Annotated in this window: 12 protein-coding genes; 7 read left to right on the top strand and 5 right to left on the bottom strand. The window is 67.5% G+C overall.

What is annotated here, in order from left to right; translation table 11 throughout:
- Positions 1-59: 59 nt before the first annotated feature.
- Together B2W22_RS15835 and B2W22_RS15830 are read right to left on the bottom strand one after the other, a co-directional pair.
- On the bottom strand, positions 60-920 hold the full coding sequence (locus tag B2W22_RS15835) for a cobalamin-binding protein (protein ID WP_286938755.1): 861 nt from the start codon (positions 918-920) through the stop codon (positions 60-62).
- Positions 921-1,124: 204 nt separating this feature from the next.
- Complete coding sequence (locus B2W22_RS15830) at positions 1,125-3,170, bottom strand: TonB-dependent receptor (protein ID WP_279976097.1); 2,046 nt, start codon at positions 3,168-3,170, stop codon at positions 1,125-1,127.
- A 447-nt stretch (positions 3,171-3,617) separates the two neighbouring features.
- Here B2W22_RS15830 and metH point away from each other — a divergent pair, with 447 nt between their 5' ends.
- On the top strand, positions 3,618-7,391 hold the full coding sequence (gene metH, locus B2W22_RS15825) for a methionine synthase (protein WP_175139044.1): 3,774 nt from the start codon (positions 3,618-3,620) through the stop codon (positions 7,389-7,391).
- 33 nt (positions 7,392-7,424) lie between these two features.
- On the opposite strand, the gene iaaH is transcribed toward metH, so the two are convergent.
- Entirely contained in the window at positions 7,425-8,879 is a 1,455-nt protein-coding gene (gene iaaH / locus B2W22_RS15820) for an indoleacetamide hydrolase (RefSeq protein WP_286938693.1), read from the bottom strand.
- 181 nt (positions 8,880-9,060) lie between these two features.
- Between iaaH and B2W22_RS15815 the strand changes: the two genes are divergently transcribed.
- Genes B2W22_RS15815 through B2W22_RS15800 form a run of 4 tightly spaced genes read left to right on the top strand, consistent with a single transcriptional unit; the run spans position 9,061 to position 13,621 of the window.
- Positions 9,061-9,783 (top strand): FadR/GntR family transcriptional regulator, encoded by a 723-nt coding sequence (locus tag B2W22_RS15815; RefSeq protein ID WP_175125171.1) that lies wholly within the window; start codon positions 9,061-9,063, stop codon positions 9,781-9,783.
- On the top strand, positions 9,783-10,820 hold the full coding sequence (locus tag B2W22_RS15810) for an L-idonate 5-dehydrogenase (RefSeq protein WP_286938691.1): 1,038 nt from the start codon (positions 9,783-9,785) through the stop codon (positions 10,818-10,820). The genes B2W22_RS15815 and B2W22_RS15810 overlap by 1 nt, the downstream gene beginning before the upstream one ends.
- Before the next feature lie 51 nt (positions 10,821-10,871).
- On the top strand, positions 10,872-12,083 hold the full coding sequence (gene manD, locus B2W22_RS15805) for a D-mannonate dehydratase ManD (protein WP_286938690.1): 1,212 nt from the start codon (positions 10,872-10,874) through the stop codon (positions 12,081-12,083).
- Entirely contained in the window at positions 12,071-13,621 is a 1,551-nt protein-coding gene (locus B2W22_RS15800; protein ID WP_286938688.1) for a mannitol dehydrogenase family protein, read from the top strand. The genes manD and B2W22_RS15800 overlap by 13 nt, the downstream gene beginning before the upstream one ends.
- Position 13,622: 1 nt before the next feature.
- Here the strand turns inward: B2W22_RS15800 and B2W22_RS15795 are convergent, their stop codons facing one another.
- Positions 13,623-14,393: a class I SAM-dependent methyltransferase gene (locus tag B2W22_RS15795; protein ID WP_286938687.1), complete on the bottom strand. Its 771-nt coding sequence runs from the start codon at positions 14,391-14,393 to the stop codon at positions 13,623-13,625.
- Between the two features lie 166 nt (positions 14,394-14,559).
- Here B2W22_RS15795 and B2W22_RS15790 point away from each other — a divergent pair, with 166 nt between their 5' ends.
- The gene (locus tag B2W22_RS15790) at positions 14,560-15,384 is read left to right on the top strand and encodes a helix-turn-helix transcriptional regulator (protein ID WP_175125176.1); all 825 of its coding nucleotides are present in this window, start codon (positions 14,560-14,562) and stop codon (positions 15,382-15,384) included.
- Between the two features lie 77 nt (positions 15,385-15,461).
- Here B2W22_RS15790 and mutY read toward each other — a convergent pair whose 3' ends face one another.
- Positions 15,462-16,544: an A/G-specific adenine glycosylase gene (mutY, locus tag B2W22_RS15785; RefSeq protein WP_286938684.1), complete on the bottom strand. Its 1,083-nt coding sequence runs from the start codon at positions 16,542-16,544 to the stop codon at positions 15,462-15,464.
- Positions 16,545-16,773: 229 nt separating this feature from the next.
- Here mutY and B2W22_RS15780 point away from each other — a divergent pair, with 229 nt between their 5' ends.
- Positions 16,774-20,388, top strand: coding sequence for an indolepyruvate ferredoxin oxidoreductase family protein (locus tag B2W22_RS15780; protein WP_286938682.1), 3,615 nt, complete (start codon positions 16,774-16,776; stop codon positions 20,386-20,388).
- Positions 20,389-20,618 lie beyond the last annotated feature (230 nt).

The raw sequence follows: 20,618 nt of genomic DNA, 5'->3' as shown, positions 1-20,618 counted from the left end.
CGCCGGACGGCAGGGCCGGGCACTGGCCCGCGCGTTCCACTATTTGCGGATCGCGCGCGTCAGCGCACCCGGTCCAGGTCGGCGCAGAGGGTCTCGGCCGCGTCGATCAGGCGGGGGCCTGGCCGGTAGAGCGCGTCGGCGTCGACGCCGTAGACATGGCCCTGGCGCGCCGCCGGCAGGCCCATTTCCTGCCACGCGGCCAGGTTCCTGGCCGTGTCCTCCGGGCGCGAGACGCCGGCCAGCACGGCCTCGGGCCGGGCCGCCAGCACGCCTTCCAGCGTGACTTGCGGGGCCACGATGGGCGCCTGGCCGAAGACGTTGACGCCGCCGCACAGCCGCAGCGCGTCGCTGACGATGCTGGTGTCGTTCAGGGTGTAGATGGGGTCCAGGCCGGCCTGGACGAAGACGCGCACCGGGCGGCGGCCGGCATAGCGCGCCTTCAGGGCATCCAGCCGGGCGCGCATGTCCTGCGCGGCGGCCTGCGCCACGGGCTCGGTGCCGAACAGCTGGCCCATGCGCTCGACGGCGCCGGGGATGGCGGCGAGCGTCAGCGGATCGCTGTAGAAGACGGGCACGCCCAGCTTGTCCATCACGCGCGTCAGCGGTTCGGCGGCGGACGGTTGCCAGGCGATAAGAAGATCGGGCCGGGCGGCGGCAACGCGCTCGGCGTCCGGCTGCGTGCCGTCGCCGATGACGGGCAGCGCGCGCGCCGCGGCCGGATAGTCGCTGCCGAGGACGGTGCCGACGATGTATCCGCCCGCGCCGGCGGCGTAGATGAGTTCGGTGGCATGGGGCGCCAGCGTGACGGCGCGCCGGGCGGGGGCATCCAGCGTGACGGTGCGGCCGCGGTCGTCCTGGACCTGGATGGCGGGGGCGCCGTGGGACAGCCGCGGAGACAGCGCCAGGGTCAATGCCACCATCGGCACCAATGTCAGCACAAATGTCGGCATCAACCCTGCCGCCGACGTCAGGGTCAGCTTCAGCGCAACGCCGGCAGTCGTCAGGACGCGTCGAAAGGTCATGCAGCGGCTCCGTCGGGTGGGCACAAACGTAGAAAAGGGCCTGCGCAGACCCTGAGCCTCAACAAAGGCTCAGACCGGCAGGCCCAGTCCGCAAGGCGGCAATCAGTAGCGTAGCGTGAGCGACGCGTAGAAGTTGCGGCCGGGGGCGGGGTACAGGCTGTAGTTGGCGACGGGACCCAACATTTCGAACGAGGCGTTGCCGCCGCGGATGCCGTACGTGGCGTACTGGCGGTCGAAGATGTTGTTCACGCCCACCGCGCCTTCGATGTTGCGGGTGAACTTGTACGCGACCTTGGTGTTGAACAGCACGTAGGCGTCCAGTTCCTTGTCGAACTGGTTGGCCTGGTCGTTGTCCATGCGCGACTTGCCCACGTATTGCGCCGACACGTTCCACAGGAACGCATCGGTGGGGCGCCACGTCACGCCGGCGTTGGCCAGCCACTTGGGCGCCAGCGGCACGGTCTTGCCGGCCAGGTCGACGCCGGCGTAGGTGCCGGAGCGGAACTGCGCTTCCATCCAGGTCAGGTTGGCGTCCACGGTGACGCTGCTGGACAGCGCGGTGTGGCCTTCAAGCTCGATGCCCTGGCGGCGGGTCGGATCCAGGTTGGTGTTGGCGCCCGTGCCCGGGCCCCACAGGCCGTCGGCCAGCGGGTTGTACTGGATCTCGTTGGTCAGGTCGTAGTGGAAGTACGACAGGCGCGCGCTGCTGCTGGCCGACTGCCAGGTGACGCCGATTTCCTTGTCGGTGGACGTCTGCGGGGCCAGCGGCGACTGGACCGACAGCAGTTCGTCGGCGTTGGGCAGGCGGAAGCTGCGGCCGACCTTGCCGTACAGGCCGAAGCCGCCGGACAGGTCCTGGCGCACGCCCAACTGCCACGCGGTCAGGTGGTGGCTGCGGTCGGACGGCGTGCCCGAGCCCGAAATCACTTCCAGGTCGTCGGACGCGTACTGGCGGCGCACGCCCGCCGTGATGTAGGTGCTGTCGGTGGCGCGGATCTGGCCTTCGGCAAACAGGCCGTACTGATGCTGGCGCGACTGCCACTTCGACGGTTCGAAGTCGTAGTAGGCGTTCTGGTCGGCGGTGGTCTTGGCTTCCTGCGCATCGGCGCCGAAGACGACGCTGTGGCCGCCGTTGATCGGCAGGCGGTAGCGCACGCTGGCGATGTTCTCTTCCAGCTTCTGGTCGCGCAGCGTGTCGCCGAAGCCGTCATAGGTCAGGCCGCTGAGCTTCTTCTCGCGGGTCGACAGGTCCGAATACAGCACGCCGGCGCCGATGGCCTGCTCAAGTTGCAGACCAAACGTGGTGGTCGTGGTCTTGACGTAATCGACGTCGTTCTTCGAGCCGCGCGGATCGTCCTGGAATTCGTTCACGCCCGTGAACGGGTTGATCGTGCGCGGGCCGGGCAGTTCCAGCTTCTGCGTGGTGGTGCGGCCGTACAGGCGGATCGAGCCGTCGTTGTGGCGGAAGGTGATGCCGCCGCCGCCGCCTTCGCGGCGCTCGCCGCTGTTGTCGCGGTAGCCGTCGCTGTGCAGCGACTGCATGTAGGCGTCAACGCCCACCTTCTCGTTGTTCATCGCGACCGCGGCGTCGTACTGGCGCAGGCCGTAGCTGCCGAACGTGGCGGTGGCGCGGGCGGTGACCGGTTCCTTGGCAAAGTCGGAGCGGGTGATGATGTTGATCACGCCGCCGGTGGTGCCGCCGCCGTACTGCACGGAGCCGCTGCCACGCACGATTTCGATGCGTTCGACCTGATCCAGCGGCACCACGCCCAGGCTGGGCGCCGACAGGTCGTTGGTGTTCTGCTTGACGCCGTCGATCAGGATCAGCGTGTTGCTGGCGCCGGTGATGCCGAAGCCGCGCAGGTCGACGATGGCGTTGTCGCTGGAGCTGGTGGTGTTGATCAGGTTGATGCCGGCCTGCGTGGACAGTAGGTCCTGCATGGTGCGCGCGCTGCTGGCCGCGATGTCCTCGGCGGTGATCACCGAGATCGACACCGGCAGCGTGCGGCCGTCGGTGGGCACGCGCTGGGCGGTGACGGTGATGCTGTCGAGTTCGGACGGGGCGGGAGCGGTTTGCTGGGCGGCGGCGATGGCCGGAGCGGAACAGAGCAGGGCGCCGGCATAGCGCCGGATGGAGCGGGCTTTCATCTACAAGACCTCGGTGCAGCCCGCGACCCCGCAGGCCATTCACGATGGGAAGGATGCCGGCGCGCCGGGCGAGCCGAAAGGCCGCGTGGCGGGAAACAGGCATCCTGACGAGCGAACAGGCCGGTATCGGGCTGCCATGGGCGCCAGGCGCGCATGGGGACCGTTGCGGGGGCAGCACAGGCTGGACGGGCGGCGCTGCGGCGGCCTTGCGGGCGGCGCGGCACTGCGGGGGCGTCTTCCTGTTTCCCGTTTATCTTTCGCTCGCGGCGGGCAAGTGTTGCGTGCTTGCCCAACCTGATGCGCCGAAAGCACCGGTTCGGGGCCGAAACTGTATCACCGTGAGGCGCGGGAAGGCCCATTTTGTTACGATCAGGGCTTGTTTTTTCGGCGTTTTTCGCGTTTTAGCCACATCCGCGCTGCCGTGGCCAACCTAATCCGGACCTGATCGTGTCGTATCCCCGCCTGCCGTACCCTCCCGAAGCCTATACCCGCGGCGGCGACTTTGCCCGCCTGCTGGGCAAGCGCATCCTGATCCTGGACGGCGCCATGGGCACCATGATCCAGCGCTACAAGCTGGGCGAAGCGGACTTCCGCGGCGAGCGCTTTGCCGATCACGGCAAGGACGTGAAAGGCAACAACGAACTGCTGTCGCTGGTGCGGCCAGACGTCATCTCCGAGATCCACCGCCAGTATCTGGACGCGGGCGCCGACGTCATCGAGACCAACACCTTCGGCGCCACCACGATCGCGCAGGGTGATTACGACCTGCCCGAACTGGCCTACGAGCTGAACCTGGTGTCGGCCCAACTGGCTCGCGAAGCCTGTGACGCCTACAGCACGCCCGACAAGCCGCGCTTCGTGGCGGGCGCGCTGGGCCCGCAGCCCAAGACGGCTTCCATTTCGCCGGACGTGAACGACCCGGGCGCGCGTAACGTCACGTTCGACGAACTGCGTGTCGCCTATATCGAGCAACTGAACGGCCTGCTCGACGGCGGCATCGACATCGTCCTGATCGAAACCATTTTCGACACGCTGAACGCCAAGGCCGCCATCTTCGCGACCGAGGAAGTGTTCGAGGAACGCGGCATCCGCCTGCCGGTGATGATCTCCGGCACGGTGACCGACGCGTCCGGCCGTATCCTGTCCGGTCAGACGGTCGAGGCCTTCTGGAACTCGGTGCGCCACGCGCGTCCCGTCACCATCGGCCTGAATTGCGCGCTGGGCGCGGCGCTGATGCGCCCCTACGTGGCCGAGCTGTCCAAGATCTGCGACACCTACGTCTGCGTGTATCCCAACGCCGGCCTGCCCAACCCCATGGCCGAGACCGGCTTTGACGAGACCCCGGCCGACACCTCGGCGCTGCTCGAAGAATTTGCGCGCGCGGGCCTGGTGAACATGTCGGGCGGCTGCTGCGGCACCACGCCGGACCACATCCGCGCGATTGCCGAGAAGGTCACGGCGCTGACGCCGCGCGTCGTGCCCGAGATCGCCGTCAAGACCCGCCTGTCGGGCCTGGAGCCGCTGAACATCGACGAAGACACGCTGTTCGTCAACGTGGGCGAACGCACCAACGTGACGGGCAGCAAGATGTTCGCGCGCCTGATCCGCGAAGAGAAATACGACGAGGCGCTGGCCGTGGCCCGCCAGCAGGTCGAGAACGGCGCGCAGATCATCGACATCAACATGGACGAGGCCATGCTGGATTCGGTGGCCTGCATGCACCGCTTCCTGAACCTGATCGCGTCCGAGCCCGACATCGCGCGCGTGCCGGTCATGATCGACAGCTCGAAGTGGGAAGTCATCGAGACCGGCCTGAAGTGCGTGCAGGGCAAGGCGGTGGTGAACTCGATCTCCATGAAGGAAGGGCTGGAGCCCTTCCGCCATCACGCCCGCCTCTGCCGCCGCTATGGCGCAGCGGTGGTGGTGATGGCGTTCGATGAACTCGGCCAGGCCGACACACTGGAGCGCCGCAAGGAAATCTGCGGCCGCGCCTACAAGATCCTGGTCGAGGAAGAAGGCTTCCCGCCGGAAGACATCATCTTCGACCCGAACGTCTTCGCGGTCGCCACCGGCATCGACGAGCACAACCACTACGCCGTGGACTTCATCGAAGGCACGCGCTGGATCCGCGAGAACCTGCCGCACGCGCGCATCTCGGGCGGCGTGTCCAACGTTAGCTTCTCGTTCCGCGGCAACGAGCCGATGCGCGAGGCCATCCACACCGTGTTCCTGTATTACGCGGTCAAGGAAGGCATGACGATGGGCATCGTCAACGCCGGCCAGCTGGGCGTGTACGCAGACCTGGACGCCAAGCTGCGCGATCTGGTGGAAGACGTGGTGCTGGACCGGCCGGAACCCGTCGGCAAGACCGAAGCCGACGACGAGCGCACGCCCACCGAACGCCTGGTGCAGTTTGCCGACAGCGTGAAGGGCAGCGGCGCCAAGAAGGAAGAAGACCTGGCCTGGCGCAATGCCGAGGTTGAGCAGCGCCTGTCGCACGCGCTGGTCCACGGCATCACGGCCTTCATCGTGGAAGACACCGAAGAGGTGCGCCAGAAGATCGCAGCGCGCGGCGGCCGTCCCATCGAAGTGATCGAAGGCCCGCTGATGGACGGCATGAACGTCGTCGGCGACCTGTTCGGCGAAGGCAAGATGTTCCTGCCGCAGGTGGTGAAATCCGCCCGCGTCATGAAGCAGGCCGTGGCGCACCTGATTCCGTTCATCGAGGAAGAAAAGCGCCAGATCGCGGCCGCGGGCGGCGACGTGCGCGCCAAGGGCAAGATCGTCATCGCCACCGTGAAGGGCGACGTGCACGACATCGGCAAGAACATCGTGTCGGTGGTCCTGCAGTGCAACAACTTCGAAGTCGTGAACATGGGCGTGATGGTGCCCTGCGCGCAGATCCTTGAGAAAGCCAAGGAAGAGAACGCCGATATCGTCGGCCTGTCCGGCCTGATCACGCCCAGCCTGGAAGAGATGGCGTACGTGGCGTCGGAAATGCAGCGCGACGAGTACTTCCGCAGCCGCAAGGTGCCGCTCATGATCGGCGGCGCCACCACCAGCCGCGTGCACACCGCCGTCAAGATCGCGCCCAATTACGAAGGCCCGGTGATCTACGTGCCCGACGCCAGCCGGTCGGTGGGCGTGGCCACCAACCTGATGTCCGACCAGTCGGAAGCCTACCTGACGGAACTGGCCGAAGAGTACGAAGACGTGCGCCGCCGCCATGCCAACCGCAAGGCGACGCCGATCCTGCCGCTGGCCGAGGCGCGCGCCTCGCGTCCGGCGATCGACTGGGACAACTACACGCCGCCACGCCCCAAGTTCATCGGCCGCCGCACGTTCAAGAGCTACGATCTGGCCGAAATCGCGAAGTATGTGGACTGGGGCCCGTTCTTCCAGACCTGGAGCCTCTTCGGCCCGTACCCCGCCATCCTGCAAGACAAGGTGGTGGGCGAGCAGGCGCGCAAGGTCTTTGCGGACGGCCAGGCCATGATGAAGCGCATCGTTGAAGGCCGCTGGCTCACCGCCAATGGCGTCGTGGGCTTCTATCCCGCCAACACCGTCAACGACGAGGACATCGAGGTCTATAAGGACGAGACGCGCAGCGAAGTGCTGTTCACGTACCGCAACCTGCGCCAGCAGGGCGCCAAGCGCGAGGGCGTCAGCAACAAGTCGCTGTCCGACTTCATCGCGCCCAAGTCCAGCGGCAAGGTCGATTACATCGGCATGTTCGCCGTCACAGCCGGTTTGGGCATCGAAAAGAAGGAAGCGGAATTCGAGAAGGCGCTGGACGACTATTCCAGCATCATGCTCAAGTCGCTGGCGGACCGCCTGGCCGAAGCCTTCGCCGAATGCCTGCATGCGCGCGTGCGCCAGGACCTGTGGGGCTACGCGCCCGACGAGGCCCTGTCCAACGAAGACATGATTGCCGAGAAGTACGTGGGCATCCGCCCGGCGCCGGGCTACCCGGCCTGCCCGGAACACGTCGTGAAGACCGACATGTTCCGCGTGCTGGACGGTGAGGACATCGGCATGATGCTGACGGACAGCTACGCGATGTACCCGGCGTCCAGCGTGTCGGGCTTTTACTTCAGCCACCCGCAGTCGCAGTACTTCAATGTGGGCGTCATCGGCGAAGACCAGCTCGAGGACTACGCCCGCCGCAGCGGCCGCAGCATCGAAGACCTGAAGCGCACGCTGGCGCCCAACCTTGGCTGACGCGGCTGACTGCCGCGAAAGCCCAGGCTGAGGCTAAGGCTGGACCCGGGGCGCAGCGATGCGCCCCAATATCTTTTCGATGGCCACGCCGATCGCGAGCACCTTGCGGTCCTCGCCCGGCAGGCCGTCGATCTCCAATCCCACCGGCAGGCCTTGATTCGACAGCCCGGCCGGCACGCTCAGTCCAGGCAGGCCGGCGTTGCTGCCGGGATCCACGTTGCGCGCCAGGCGGGCAAAGGTTTCGAAACTGCTGGCTTCGGGCGTGGACGCGGGCGGCGGCACCGGCACGGTCGGAAACAGCAGGCCGTCCAACGCGTGTTCCTTGAAGGCGCGGCGATAGACGTCGATGAGCTCACGCCGGCCGCCTGCGATGGCCTGTTCATACAGCGGTTGCAACGGCAGGAGCTGGCCGTCCGGCGTGGGCAGCACGCCCGGCACGATCAGGTTGTCGAAGATGCCCTTCACGTCTGGGCTGGAAATCTGCGCGACTACCTCATCAAAGCTCACCCCCACGTGATAACGCGCCAGATAGGCCGTCAGGTCGGGCTTTTGCTCGAACAGGCATAGCGGCATGCCGACCGCCGCGTTGGCGGCGGGCAGGTCGGGCATGTCCATGTCCACCAGCGTCACCCCGGCCGTACGCAGCGTGTTCAAGGCGGCTTCTGAAACCGCCTGCACGTCGGGATCGAGGTCGGCCCAGAAGTACGCGGCCAGGCCCAGGCGGATGCCTTCGGGCAGCAGGGGCGCCAGCGGCTCGGTCTGGCCCGTGAGGATCGCATCCAGCAGCACGATATCGGCCATGTCGTTGGCGATGGGTCCGGGTGTGTCGCGCGTGTGGGAAATGGGGGTGATGCCCGCGCCGTCGTAGCGGCCCACGGTGGCGCGGAATCCGGCGGCGCCGTTCACCGAAGCGGGCAGGCGCACCGAGGCGCCAGTGTCGGTGCCCAGCGCGGCGGGCGCCAGCCGCGCGCCCACCGCCGCGCCGCTGCCGGACGACGAGCCGCCAGCGATCAGGCGCGCGTCGTAGGCGTTGCGCGTGCCATCGCCATCCGGGCCGGGGAAGGCGGTGTTGAAGCCGGACACGCCGAACGCCAGTTCATGCATGTTGGTCTTGCCCAGGAGGACGGCGCCGGCCTCCCGCAGCCGCTGCACGACGGGCGCGTCCTCGGCGGGGCGGAAGTCTTTCAGCGCTGGTGTGCCAGCGGTGTTCGGCAGCCCCGCGACGTGGATGTTGTCCTTGATGGCGACGGGCACGCCGCCCAGCGGGCCGTGGCCGGGCGCCGCATCGTAGGCGCGCGCCTGCGCCAGCGCGCCGTCGCGGTCGACCGTGATGAACGCGTTCAGGTCCTGGCGGGCGTCGATGCGGTCTAGGCAGGCTTGCGTCAGCGCAACGCTGGTGAGGCGGCCCTCGCGGATGTGTGCTGCCGCCTCGGTGACGGTCAGGTCCGCCAGATTGGCGGGCAAGGGCTGGTCGGTCGTGCTGGGCATGTCGCTTTCCTTGGCTGTCGTTCGATCCGTATCTATACAGGGGCCGCGCGGGGGCTGTCGAGGGGCGATCCGGCGGTTGTCTGGGCGTTGTCCGAGCGTTGCCGGTCGGTGCGTAGTGGAAAACCACGATGGCGGAAATTGGTGGACCAAATACGATTTGGTCAGACCAATTTGAGGCGCCATGACGTTGCATTCGCTCTCCAAGCCCGAAGTCCCCGCCGGCCGTGTCGCACCAGACCGCGGTTACTTGCGGTTGGCCGCGCAGATCCATGCGCTGGTGGCGCAGGGCGAATTCGCAGCAGGCCAGCGCCTGCCGGCCGAGCGGGCGCTGGCCGAGCGCTTCGACGTCAGCCGCACGTCCGTGCGCGAGGCCATCATTGCGCTGGAGCTGCAGGGCGTGGTGGAAGTGCGCGGCGGCTCGGGCATCTATGTCTGCGAACCTGACGCGAACCGTCCGTCCGCGATGCCGGAGGCGGGCGCCGGCCCCTTCGAGCTCCTTCGCGCCCGCTGCCTGATTGAATCCGAGATCGCCGCGCTGGCGGCCACCACCCGCACTGACGCGGACCTGGACCGCATCTTCGAGGCGCTGACGGCCATGCGCGACCGGATGACGGACAAGGACGCCAATGCCGAGGCCGACCGCCGCTTTCACCTGTGCATTGCCCAGTCCACCGGCAACAGCGTGCTGCTGGCCACGGTGACGTCGATGTGGGATCAGGCCCGGGGGCCGGTCTGGGAAAAGATGGAACAGCATTTCCATACGCAGGCCTTGCGCCAGGCGTCGCAGGCCGATCACCAGCGCATCTTCGGCGCGCTGGTGGCCCGCGACGCGCAGGAGGCGCGGCAGGCGATGCGCGATCACCTGGAACGGGTGATCGGCGAATTTGCACAGGGGTGGCGCTGATGCTGAACTGCATGATCCACGGGGCGCAGGACCTGCGCCTGGACACCTCGGACGCGCAGCCTTTGGGGCCGTCGCAGGTGCGCGTCGGCGTCAAGGCCGTGGGCATCTGCGGATCCGACCTGCATTACTACCGGCACGGCCGGGTGGGCGATTTTGTCATCCGTGAACCGCTGACGCCGGGCCACGAGGCGTCCGGGCAGGTGCTGGAGGTGGGCGCGGACGTGACGGCGGTCAGGCCCGGCGACCGCGTGGCGCTGGATCCGGCGCGCGCCTGCGGCGTGTGCCGCTATTGCCGGCAGGGCGATTCGAATCATTGCGAGTCGGTGCATTTCTTCGGCAGCGCCAGCCGCTTTCCGCACATGCAGGGCGCGATGCGCGAAGAGGTGGTGGTCGACGCGCGGCAGTGTGTGCCCGTGCCGGATTCGCTGTCGTATGAACTGGCTGCGTTTGGCGAGCCGCTGGCCGTCGCCCTGCATGCGGTGCGCAGCGCGGGATCGTTGCTGGGCAAGACGGCCATGGTGGTCGGCGCGGGTCCGATCGGCGCGTTGATCCTGATGGCCGCGCGCCTGGCGGGCGCCAGCCGGGTCATCGTGGTGGATATCGTGGACCAGACACTGGCGGCGTGCGCCCGGGTGGGCGCCACGCAAACCATCAACGCGGCCACGGATCCGGCCGCCCTGGACGCGCTGGCCGCGAACAAGGGCACGGTGGACGTGTGTTTCGAGGCGTCGGGCAGCTATGCCGGCCTGGCAAGCTGCCTGCGCGCGGCGCGTCCGCGTGGCGTTGTCGTGACGGTGGGAACGCTGTCCGGCAGCAGCGCGGATTGCCCATTCAACCAGATCATGGTCAAGAGCCTGTCGTGCATCGGCAGCTTCCGTTTTGTGGACGAATACGCGATGGCCGTGGATTGCCTGGCCCGCGGCCTGGTGGATGTGTCGCCGCTGCTGACGGCGGCGGTGCCCGTTGCGCGCGTGCATGACGCCTTTGCGCTGGCGGGCGATCGCAACCAGGCGATGAAGGTGATGGTGACGTTCTGATCCCGCGGCCGCGTTGAGCGGCCGTCCCTTTCCTGTAGCCGGAAGTCCAAGATGAAGATTACGAATGCACGCGTGATTGTCTGTTCTCCGGGCCGCAACTTCGTGACCCTGAAGATCGAAACCGACCAGGGCCTGACCGGCATTGGCGATGCGACGCTGAACGGGCGCGAACTGGCGGTGGCCGCCTACCTGACCGAGCACGTCATCCCCTGCCTGATCGGGCGCGACGCGCACCAGATCGAGGACATCTGGCAGTACCTGTACAAGGGCGCGTACTGGCGGCGCGGGCCGGTCACGATGACCGCGATCGCCGGCGTGGACACCGCGCTGTGGGACCTGAAGGCCAAGGCCGCCGGCCTGCCGCTGTATCAGCTCCTGGGCGGCAAGAGCCGCAGCGGCGTGATGGTCTACGGCCATGCCAACGGCTCGGACATCGAGCACACGGTCGACGAGGTGCTGCGCTACGCCGACATGGGCTATCGCGCCATCCGCGCGCAAAGCGGCGTGCCGGGTTTGGAAAAGGTCTATGGCGTGGGCCGCGGCACGCTGTTCTACGAGCCCGCCGATGCCGACCTGCCCAGCGAGCACGACTGGTCCACCGAAAAATACCTGCGCCACGCGCCGCAATTGTTCGAGCGCATCCGCGAGAAGCTGGGCTTCGAACACCATTTGCTGCACGACGTGCACCACCGCCTGACGCCCATCGAGGCCGCGCGGCTGGGCAAGTCGCTGGAGCCGTACAGCCTGTTCTGGATGGAAGACGCCACGCCCGCCGAGAACCAGGAGGCCTTCCGGCTGATCCGCCAGCACACCACCACGCCGCTGGCGGTGGGCGAAGTCTTCAACACGATCTGGGACTGCAAGGACCTGGTGCAGAACCAGCTCATCGACTACATCCGCACCACGGTCGTTCACGCCGGCGGCATCACGCATCTGCGGCGCATTGCCGACATGGCGTCGCTCTATCAGGTGCGCACCGGCTGCCATGGCGCCACCGATCTGTCGCCGGTCTGCATGGGGGCGGCGCTTCACTTCGACCTGTGGGTGCCCAATTTCGGCATTCAGGAATACATGCGGCATACCGACGAGACCGATGCCGTGTTTCCCCATTCCTATACGTTCGAACAGGGCATGCTGTATCCGGGCGAGGCTCCGGGCCACGGCGTAGATATCGACGAGAAGCTGGCGGCGCGATATCCGTATCAGCGCGCGTATCTGCCCGTGAACCGGCTGCAGCACGACGGCACGCTATGGAACTGGTAGGCGAAGGCGGCCGGCTGAACGCGGGTGCGCTGGACGGCCTGCCCGCGCAGGTGGCGCGGCCGGGATATGACCGGGACGCGCTCGCTATCGGCATCGTGCATCTGGGCCTGGGCGCATTCGCGCGTGCGCATCTGGCAGCGGTCAACGATGCGGCGCTGCGCGCCGGAGCCGGGCTGGACTGGGGCATTTGCGGCGTCTCGCTGCGCCACGCCGACACGCGCGATGCGCTGGCGCCGCAGGACGGCCTGTATGCGCTGGCGTTGCGCGATGCCGACGGCAGCGGCGCGTCGCGGCAGCGTGTGGGTGTCATCGGCTGCCTGCTTGAAACGCTGGTGGCGCCCGAGGACCCGCAGCTCGTGCTGGCGCGCATCGCGGCCGCCGGCACGCGCATCGTCAGCATCACGGTCACCGAGAAGGGTTATTGCCATGATCCCGCCAGCGGCAGGCTGAATCTGGATCATCCCGACGTCGTGCATGACCTCGCAAATCCCGAGTCGCCGTGTGGCGTCATCGGTTTTGTCGTGCACGGCCTGCAACGCCGCCGCGCGATGGGCCTGCCGCCGATCACGGTCATGTCGCTCGACAACCTGCCCGCCAACGGCCACTTGCTGCGGGCGCTGGTGCTGACGTTCGCGGCGCGCGTCGATCCGGCGTTGGCGGACTGGATTGCATCGGCGTGCGCGTTTCCCTGCTCGATGGTCGACCGCATCGTGCCGCGCACGACGGACGTGGATCGGCACGAGATCGCGGCGGCATTGGGCGTGCGCGATGCGTGGCCGGTGGTGGCCGAGCCCTATCTGGAATGGGTTGTCGAAGACCGCTTCGCGGCGGGCCGGCCGGACTGGACCGCGGGCGGTGCGCGTTTCGTGATGGACGCCGCGCCGTTCGAGACGCTGAAACTGCGCATGGTCAACGGCGCGCATTCGGCGCTGGCGTATCTGTCGGTGATGGCGGGGTGGGCCACCGTGGACGAGGCGATGGCCCGGCCCGGCATGCGGCGGTTCCTGGGCGCGCTGATGGGCCAGGAGATCGAACCGACGCTGCCGCCGTTGCCGGGGCTGGATATCGAGAAGTACCGGCAAGGCCTGTTGCAGCGATTCGCCAATCCGGCGCTCAGGCACCAGACGCGGCAGATTGCGATGGACGGCTCACAGAAATTGCCGCAGCGGCTGCTGGGGACGGTGCGCGACCGGCTGGCGGCGGATGCGCCGATGCCGGGTCTGGCGTTGGCGGTGGCCGGGTGGCTGCTTTTCCTGCGCGGACAGGATGAGGCCGGGCGTGTCTATGAGGTCCAGGACCCGTTGGCCGAAGCGCTGGCGCATCGGTATGAGCAGGCCGAACGGGCGGCGGAGCAGGCGGGCGAGGGGCCCGCGGCGATGCTGGCGTGGGCGGGCGTCATGACGGGGTTTGAGCCGGTGTTCGGTGACCTCGGCCAGGAGCCGCGGTTTGTGCGGGCGGTGGGCGCGGCTGCGCAGTTGCTGCGCAGCCTGGGCGTGGTGGGGGCGCTGGCCGCGATGGAGCCGTCGAGAGTGGACTGATTCAGCCCGGCTTTCTCACCACGATCGTCGCGGTGTCGCTGGTAAAAGACCCGTCCTCGCGCACGTCGAAATGCGCGCGCACGACGTCCGGTGCGATGCCGAACATGTGGCGCAGCGCCGCCACCAGCGTGTCGGGCGTGCGCATGCGCGTGACCCACGACTGGAACTCCAGCGGCAGGCGGCGCGGCGCCAGTTCCTGCAGCGTGAAGCCCGCTTCGGTCAGCATGCGGGTCCATTCGGCCACCGAGTAATCGCGCACGTGCGAGGTGTCGCGCAGCACTTCGATGGTCTGCAGCCAGGTGTCCAGCAGCGGTTCGCCCGGCGACACCACGTCGGCAAAGACGGCAATGCCGCCCGGCTTGAGCACGCGGAAAGCCTCGCGCAGGCCGCGGCCGGCGTCCTGCCAATGGTGCGTGGAATAGCGCGACATCACCAGGTCGAACTCGGCGTCGCCGAACGGCAGGTACTCGGCCTTGCCCTGACAGGTCACCAGTTTGGCGAGCCCGCGCTTGGCGGCTTCGGCGGCGACGACGTCCAGCATCTGCTGCGACAGGTCGTAGGCGGTCACATGCGCCACTTTCGGCGCCACGTGAAAACTCACGTGCCCGCCGCCACAGCCCAGGTCCAGCACGCGCGCGTCCGGGTGCTGGCCGGCGACCGCGGCCATTTGCAGCAGGTCTTCGCCCTGGGCGTGGACGGAGCTGGTCAGGTAGGCGGCGGCGCGGGGGCTGAATTGGCGGTCCACGGCGGCGTCGTGCGAGCTGGCGGTCATGAGGGGTCCTCGTGTCGGAAAGGCTGTTGGGGGCGGAATCCTGGCCGGAATGTTGCCGGGAATGCTGTCGAGATCGTTGTCGGAATTCCTTTCGGGATTGCGAAAGGATGCAGGCGCTAAGATAGGCGGGCCCGTATACACGTACAAGCCCATTACTCATCCTGGTATGAACACTTCCCCCCAGCCCGTCACCACAGGCCACGAAGGCTCGCATCTGCGCCGTCACGCGCTGGGCGAATTTGTGCGCAGCGCGCGGTCGCGCATCACGCCGCAGATGGCCGGCCTGCCCGAGGGATCGCGCCGCCGCACCCCCGGCCTGCGGCGTGAGGAAGTGGCGCAGCTGTGTGGCATCAGCGTCACCTGGTACACGTGGATCGAGCAGGGGCGCGAGGTGTCGGTGTCGCCCTCGGTGTGGTCGCGCATCGCGGGCGTGCTGCAGTTGGCGCGGGCCGAGCGTGCGTACCTCTTCGACCTTGCCGATTGCGCCGACCCGCAGCACGCCCGCGACGACGCCGGCGGCGCCCCGGGCCCGCTGCAGGAATGCGTGAACGCGATCAACGCGCCGGCCTATGTGCTGGACCGCGCCTGGAACGTGCTGGCCTGCAACGCGCCGCTGGTCGACCTGTTCGACCACTGGCCCGAGCGCGACCCCGAGCCCAACCTGTTGCGCTACATCTTCCTGGATCCCGCCGCGCGCGAACTGGTGGTCGACTGGGACCAACGCGCCCGCCGCGTGGTGGCTGAATTTCGCGCCGACGCGGGCGCGCATCTGGACGAACCCGCGGTGCTGGCGCTGCTGGACAGCCTGAGCCGGCAAAGCGTGGTCTTCTCGCATTGGTGGACGCGGCACGCCGTGGTGGAACGCGAAGGCGGCCTGCGCGAATTCCAGCATCCGCAGCGCGGCAAGCTGGCGTACCAGCAGATCACGTTCCGGCTGGCGACGCATCCGGATTTGAAGCTGGTGATGCTGCTGAGCGGGGCGGGTGTCTGAAACCTCAATGAGGCGGCGTCGTAGTTTGACCGGTGTCTGACACCGCTCAAGCTCACACCGGTTAACCCGCCGAATCGCTACGCCGAGTTTTCCTCGCCGAACAGGCTGTCCTGCATCCCGGCATCAACCAGCCCCTGCAGCAGCTTCTTGACCGGCGCCGGCAGCGCCATCGTTCCCAGCTTGTCTGCAGGTACCCAGCGTTCCGGCAACGCCGGCTCGCGCAGGGCAACCGCGCGCACCGGCACAAGCCATGGCCGGATGTGCAGGCGGTAATGCGTGAACGTGTGGGCGAAGGCAGCCAGCTCGAAGCGCTGCTCCGGCTCCAGCCCCAGCGCGCGCGAGGCGCTGTCGGGATCGCCCGCCGCATCAAACTCCGGCAGGCTCCACAGCCCGCCCCAGATGCCGGGTTCGGGACGCTGTTGCAGCAGGAACGCGCCCTGGTGCCGTAGCACCAACATACAGGTCTCGCGTTCCGGAATGGCCTTGCGCACCTTGGGCGTGGGCAGTTCCGCCTGACGTCCCTCGCGGCGGGCAACGCAGGTGTCCGCCACCGGACATCTGTCGCAGGCGGGTTTGCCGCGCGTGCAGAGCGTGGCGCCCAGATCCATCAGCCCCTGCGTGTAGGCCGCCATGTCCAGCCCGGGCGCCGCGTCCACCTGCGCATGCGCCAGCGCCCAGAGACGCTGCTCGACTTCGCGCTTGGCCGGGTCGCCCGCGATGCCGAAGTGGCGAGTGAATACGCGCTTGACGTTGCCGTCCAGAATCGGCGAGCGCTCGCCGTTCGAAAACGCCGCAATGGCCGCGGCTGTGGACCGGCCGATGCCCGGCAGCGTAGCGATGGCCTCGGCGGTGGGCGGAAAGCGGCCGCCCCAGTCGCGCACGATTTCCTGCGCGCAGCGATGCAGGTTGCGGGCGCGGGCGTAGTAGCCCAGGCCGGCCCAATACGGCATCACGTCTTCCTGCGAGGCGGCGGCCAGCGCCGCGACGTCCGGAAAGCGTTGCAGAAAGCGCTCGTAATAGGGAATGACGGTGGCCACCTGCGTCTGCTGCAGCATGATTTCGGAAAGCCAGATCCGGTAGGGATCCCGGGTGTTCTGCCAGGGGAGATCGTGGCGGCCATGCTGGCGCTGCCAGGCGACGATGCGAGGGGCGAAGTCCATGCCGGCAATTATCGCATCGCCCTATTGCCCGCCAGAGGGCTAAGGGTTACAACCGAAAGGACTAACGCCAGCCGGCCCCGTTTTTTCGGAGCGGCGGGTGCGGCAAGCGCGATTCCGCCCGCAGAGGCGCGAACGCATCAGGACTTCACTTTCACGGCCCTTGTTGGCCCGCGTGCGTTCTGGCAAGAGGCGCGCGACGCTGGTGGGGGCATCCGATGTTGGAGTAGACATGAATGCCCCCCTTACGCCCGCCGTCCGCGCGGCGCTTGAATCCGTCCAGCTCGACGACAAATACACCCTGCAATCCGGCCGCGCGTGGATGAGCGGCATCCATGCGCTGGTGCGGCTGCCCATGATGCAGCGCGTGCGCGATGCGCAGGCAGGGCTGAACACGGCGGGCTTCGTATCGGGCTATCGGGGTTCACCGCTGGGCGGCGTCGACCAGAACATGTGGAAGGCCGCCGCCCATCTGAAGGCGCACCACGTCGAGTTCCAACCCGGCATCAACGAAGACCTGGCGGCCACGGCGGTGTGGGGCACGCAGCAGGTGAACCTGTTTCCCGGCGCAAAGTACGACGGCGTATTCGGCATGTGGTACGGCAAGGGTCCCGGCGTGGACCGCTGCGGCGACGTCTTCAAGCATGCGAATGCAGCCGGCACCGCGCGCCACGGCGGCGTGCTGGTGGTGGCAGGCGACGACCACCCCGCCAAGTCCTCGACGCTGCCGCACCAGAGCGATCACATCCTGAAGGCCTGCATGATTCCGGTGCTGTTCCCGTCCAGCGTGCAGGAAGTGCTGGATTACGGCCTGCACGGCTGGGCGATGAGCCGCTACGCGGGCGTGTGGGTGGGCATGAAGTGCATCACCGACATCGTGGAGGTGTCGGCATCGGTCGACGTGGACCCTGACCGCGTGCGCATCGTGCTGCCCGAGGACTTCCAGCTGCCGCCGGACGGCCTGAACATCCGGCTGCCCGACACGCCCTTGCAGCAGGAAGCGCGGCTGCTGGACTACAAGCTGTACGCCGCGCTGGCCTATGCGCGCGCCAACGGGCTGAACCGCGAACTCTGGGACGTGCCACAGCGCGATGCGCGCTTCGGCATCATGACGTCCGGCAAGGCCTACCTGGACACGCGCCAGGCGCTCTCGGACCTGGGCCTGTCCGAAGACGTGTGCCGGCGCATCGGCCTGCGTCTTTTCAAGGTGGGCATGGTGTGGCCGCTGGAGTCCGCCGGCACGCAGCGGTTCGCGGAAGGACTGGACGAGATCCTGGTCGTGGAGGAAAAGCGCCAGGTGCTGGAATATCAGCTGAAAGAGGAGCTGTTCAGCTGGATCGGCAGCGGCAAGAAGATTCCGCGCGTGGTAGGCAAGTTCGACGACAAGGATGGCGGCGAGTGGTCCGTGCCGCAGGGCAACTGGCTGCTGCCGGCGCATTACGAGTTCTCGCCCGCGATGGTCGCCAAGGCGATCGCGGCGCGCCTGTTGCGGTTCGCGTTGCCGGACGATGTGCGCGCGGGCATCGAGGCTCGCGTGGAGTTCATCCGTGCCCGCGAAGCGGCGCTGGCGCGACCGCGCGTGGTTGAAGAGCGCAAGCCCTGGTTCTGTTCAGGCTGTCCGCACAATACGTCGACACGCCTGCCGGAAGGTTCGCGCGGCATGGCGGGCATCGGCTGCCACTACATGGTGCGATGGATGGACCGCAGCACCGACGTCTTCACGCAGATGGGCGGCGAGGGCGTGCCGTGGCTGGGGCAGGCGCCGTTCACCGAGGAAAAGCACGTGTTCGCGAACCTGGGCGACGGCACCTACTTTCATTCGGGGCTGCTGGCGATTCGGGCAGCGGTGGCGGCCAAGGCGCCGATCACGTACAAGATCCTCTTCAACGACGCGGTGGCGATGACGGGCGGGCAGCCGGTGGACGGTCCCATCAGCGTGCCGATGATCACGCGCCAGGTGGCGGCCGAGGGGATCGAGAAGATCGTGGTGGTGACGGACGATCCCGGCAAGTATGTGGACGTGACCGACCTGGCGCGGGACGTGCCCGTGCGCCATCGCGACGAGCTGGACGCGGTGATGCGCGAGCTGCGCGAGCATCCCGGCGTGTCGGTGCTGATCTACGACCAGACCTGCGCAACCGAAAAGCGCCGCCGCCGCAAACGCAACGCCTATCCGGACCCGGCGCGCCGCGTGGTCATCAATGAACGGGTGTGCGAGGGCTGCGGGGATTGCTCGTCGAAGTCGAACTGTCTGTCGGTGGAGCCGCTGGAGACCGAGTTCGGGCGCAAGCGCAAGATCAACCAGTCGAGCTGCAATAAGGACTTCTCCTGTCTGAAGGGCTTTTGCCCGAGCCTGGTGACGGTAGAGGGCGGCAAACTGAAGAAGCCGCCCGCGTTGGCGCAATCGGGCGGCGCGCCGGACGAGGATGTGCCGGCGCCTCGTTTGCGCAGTTTGGACGTGCCTTATGGGGTCTTCATCGCGGGGGTGGGCGGCACGGGCGTGGTGACGATCGGGCAGCTGCTGGGCATGGCGGCGCACCTGGAGGGCAAGGGCTGTTCGGTGCTGGACATGGCGGGACTGGCGCAGAAGGGCGGCGCGGTGTTTTCGCACGTGGTGTTGGCGGGCTCGCCGGACCATCTGCTGAACACGCGGGTGGCGATGGGCGAGGCGGATCTGCTGCTGGCAGGCGACTTGGTGGTGGCAACGAGCGCGGAGGCGATGGCGCGCGTGAGTCCGGGACGCACGCATGTGCTGCTGAACAGCGATACGGCGCCGACGGCGGCATTCGTGTCGAATCCGGGCTGGACATTGCCGGGGGCGAATCTGACGGCAGATCTGCAGAGCGCCTGCGGCAAGGAGAATCTTGACGCGGTGGATGCCGCAGCCATGGCGGTGGTGCTGCTTGGCGATGCGATCTATTCGAATCCGCTGATGATGGGCTACGCATTCCAGAAGGGCTGGATTCCGCTGTCGCGCGAGGCGCTGCTGCGCGCGATCGAGCTGAACGGCCAACAGGTGCCGAACAATCTCGCAGCCTTTGCGTGGGGACGGCGCGCGGCGCATGAACCTGCGGCGGTGGCGCGGTTGATGGCCAATGGGGGTGTGCCGGCCGCGCAGCCGGAAGACATCATCGAAATCACGCGGCCGCGGGTGGCGAGTCCGGTGGTGGATCTAAGGAAGCCGGCCAGTGAGTTGGCGCAGATGGTGGCGGTGCGCAAGGCGTTCCTGACGCAGTATCAGGACGCGGACTATGCCAAGCAGTACACGGATCTGGTGGACAAGGTGGTGCATGCGGAGCGGGAGGCGACGGGCACGAACCGGCTGGCGGTGGCGGTGGCGCGGTATTACTTCAAGCTGATGGCGTACAAGGACGAATACGAGGTGGCTCGGTTGTATTCGGATGGGGAGTTCTTGAAGCGGGTGGGCGAGCAGTTCGAGGGGGATTGGAAACTGCGCTTTCATCTGGCGCCGCCTTTGTTTGCACGGCGGGACAAGGATGGGCATGTGGTGAAGCGGTCTTATGGGCCGGGGATGTTGAAGGTGTTTCGGGTGCTGGCAAGGATGCGGGTTTTGCGGGGGTCTCGGTTTGATCCGTTCGGGTATACGAAGGAGCGGCGGGCTGAGCGGGAATTGATCAAGGAGTATCGGGAGACTGTGACGGCGATTCTGGGGAAGTTGAATCGCGGGAATCTGGATAAGGCGGTGGCGTTGGCGAGCGTGCCGGAGGAGATCCGCGGGTACGGGCACGTGAAGGAGGCGTCGATAGTGCGGGCCGAGGCGATGCGGGAGGAGTTGTTGAAGGGGTTTACTGCGAGGGTGGTGGCGATTGGGGTTCGGGCTGCTTGATGATGCTTTATTGGTGTTGCCGGGCAGTGAGTGCTTGGGACGCCTCTCGGTGCCGTGTTATTGCCGGGGGTGGAGTTCTTGAGACGCCCGGCGCGTCGTGGGCCTGGGGTGGGCGGGGCTACGATTGCGGTCCGGAGCCTTCGCTCCGGACTTCGCGTTCGTCATCTTCGTCCGCCTTCGGCTCCCTTCAGATTCCCTCGTGCTGATCGACGCGCCCCGCACCCCGCGCC

It is taken from the genome of Achromobacter sp. UBA4530 (assembly GCF_002388205.1).
Taxonomy (GTDB): Bacteria; Pseudomonadota; Gammaproteobacteria; order Burkholderiales; family Burkholderiaceae_B; genus Achromobacter; species Achromobacter animicus.
Note: the sequence above shows the minus strand (reverse complement) of the source record. Positions and strands in the feature narration are given on the sequence as shown.

Excerpts from the sequence above, each read along its gene's own strand:
- B2W22_RS15835 (WP_286938755.1), bottom strand. The coding sequence starts at position 920 with ATGGTGGCATTGACCCTGGCGCTGTCTCCGCGGCTGTCCCACGGCGCC.
- B2W22_RS15830 (WP_279976097.1), bottom strand. The coding sequence starts at position 3,170 with ATGAAAGCCCGCTCCATCCGGCGCTATGCCGGCGCCCTGCTCTGTTCC.
- iaaH (WP_286938693.1), bottom strand. The coding sequence starts at position 8,879 with ATGCCCAGCACGACCGACCAGCCCTTGCCCGCCAATCTGGCGGACCTG.
- B2W22_RS15815 (WP_175125171.1), top strand. The coding sequence starts at position 9,061 with ATGACGTTGCATTCGCTCTCCAAGCCCGAAGTCCCCGCCGGCCGTGTC.
- B2W22_RS15810 (WP_286938691.1), top strand. The coding sequence starts at position 9,783 with ATGCTGAACTGCATGATCCACGGGGCGCAGGACCTGCGCCTGGACACC.
- manD (WP_286938690.1), top strand. The coding sequence starts at position 10,872 with ATGAAGATTACGAATGCACGCGTGATTGTCTGTTCTCCGGGCCGCAAC.
- B2W22_RS15800 (WP_286938688.1), top strand. The coding sequence starts at position 12,071 with ATGGAACTGGTAGGCGAAGGCGGCCGGCTGAACGCGGGTGCGCTGGAC.
- B2W22_RS15795 (WP_286938687.1), bottom strand. The coding sequence starts at position 14,393 with ATGACCGCCAGCTCGCACGACGCCGCCGTGGACCGCCAATTCAGCCCC.
- B2W22_RS15790 (WP_175125176.1), top strand. The coding sequence starts at position 14,560 with ATGAACACTTCCCCCCAGCCCGTCACCACAGGCCACGAAGGCTCGCAT.
- mutY (WP_286938684.1), bottom strand. The coding sequence starts at position 16,544 with ATGGACTTCGCCCCTCGCATCGTCGCCTGGCAGCGCCAGCATGGCCGC.
- B2W22_RS15780 (WP_286938682.1), top strand. The coding sequence starts at position 16,774 with ATGAATGCCCCCCTTACGCCCGCCGTCCGCGCGGCGCTTGAATCCGTC.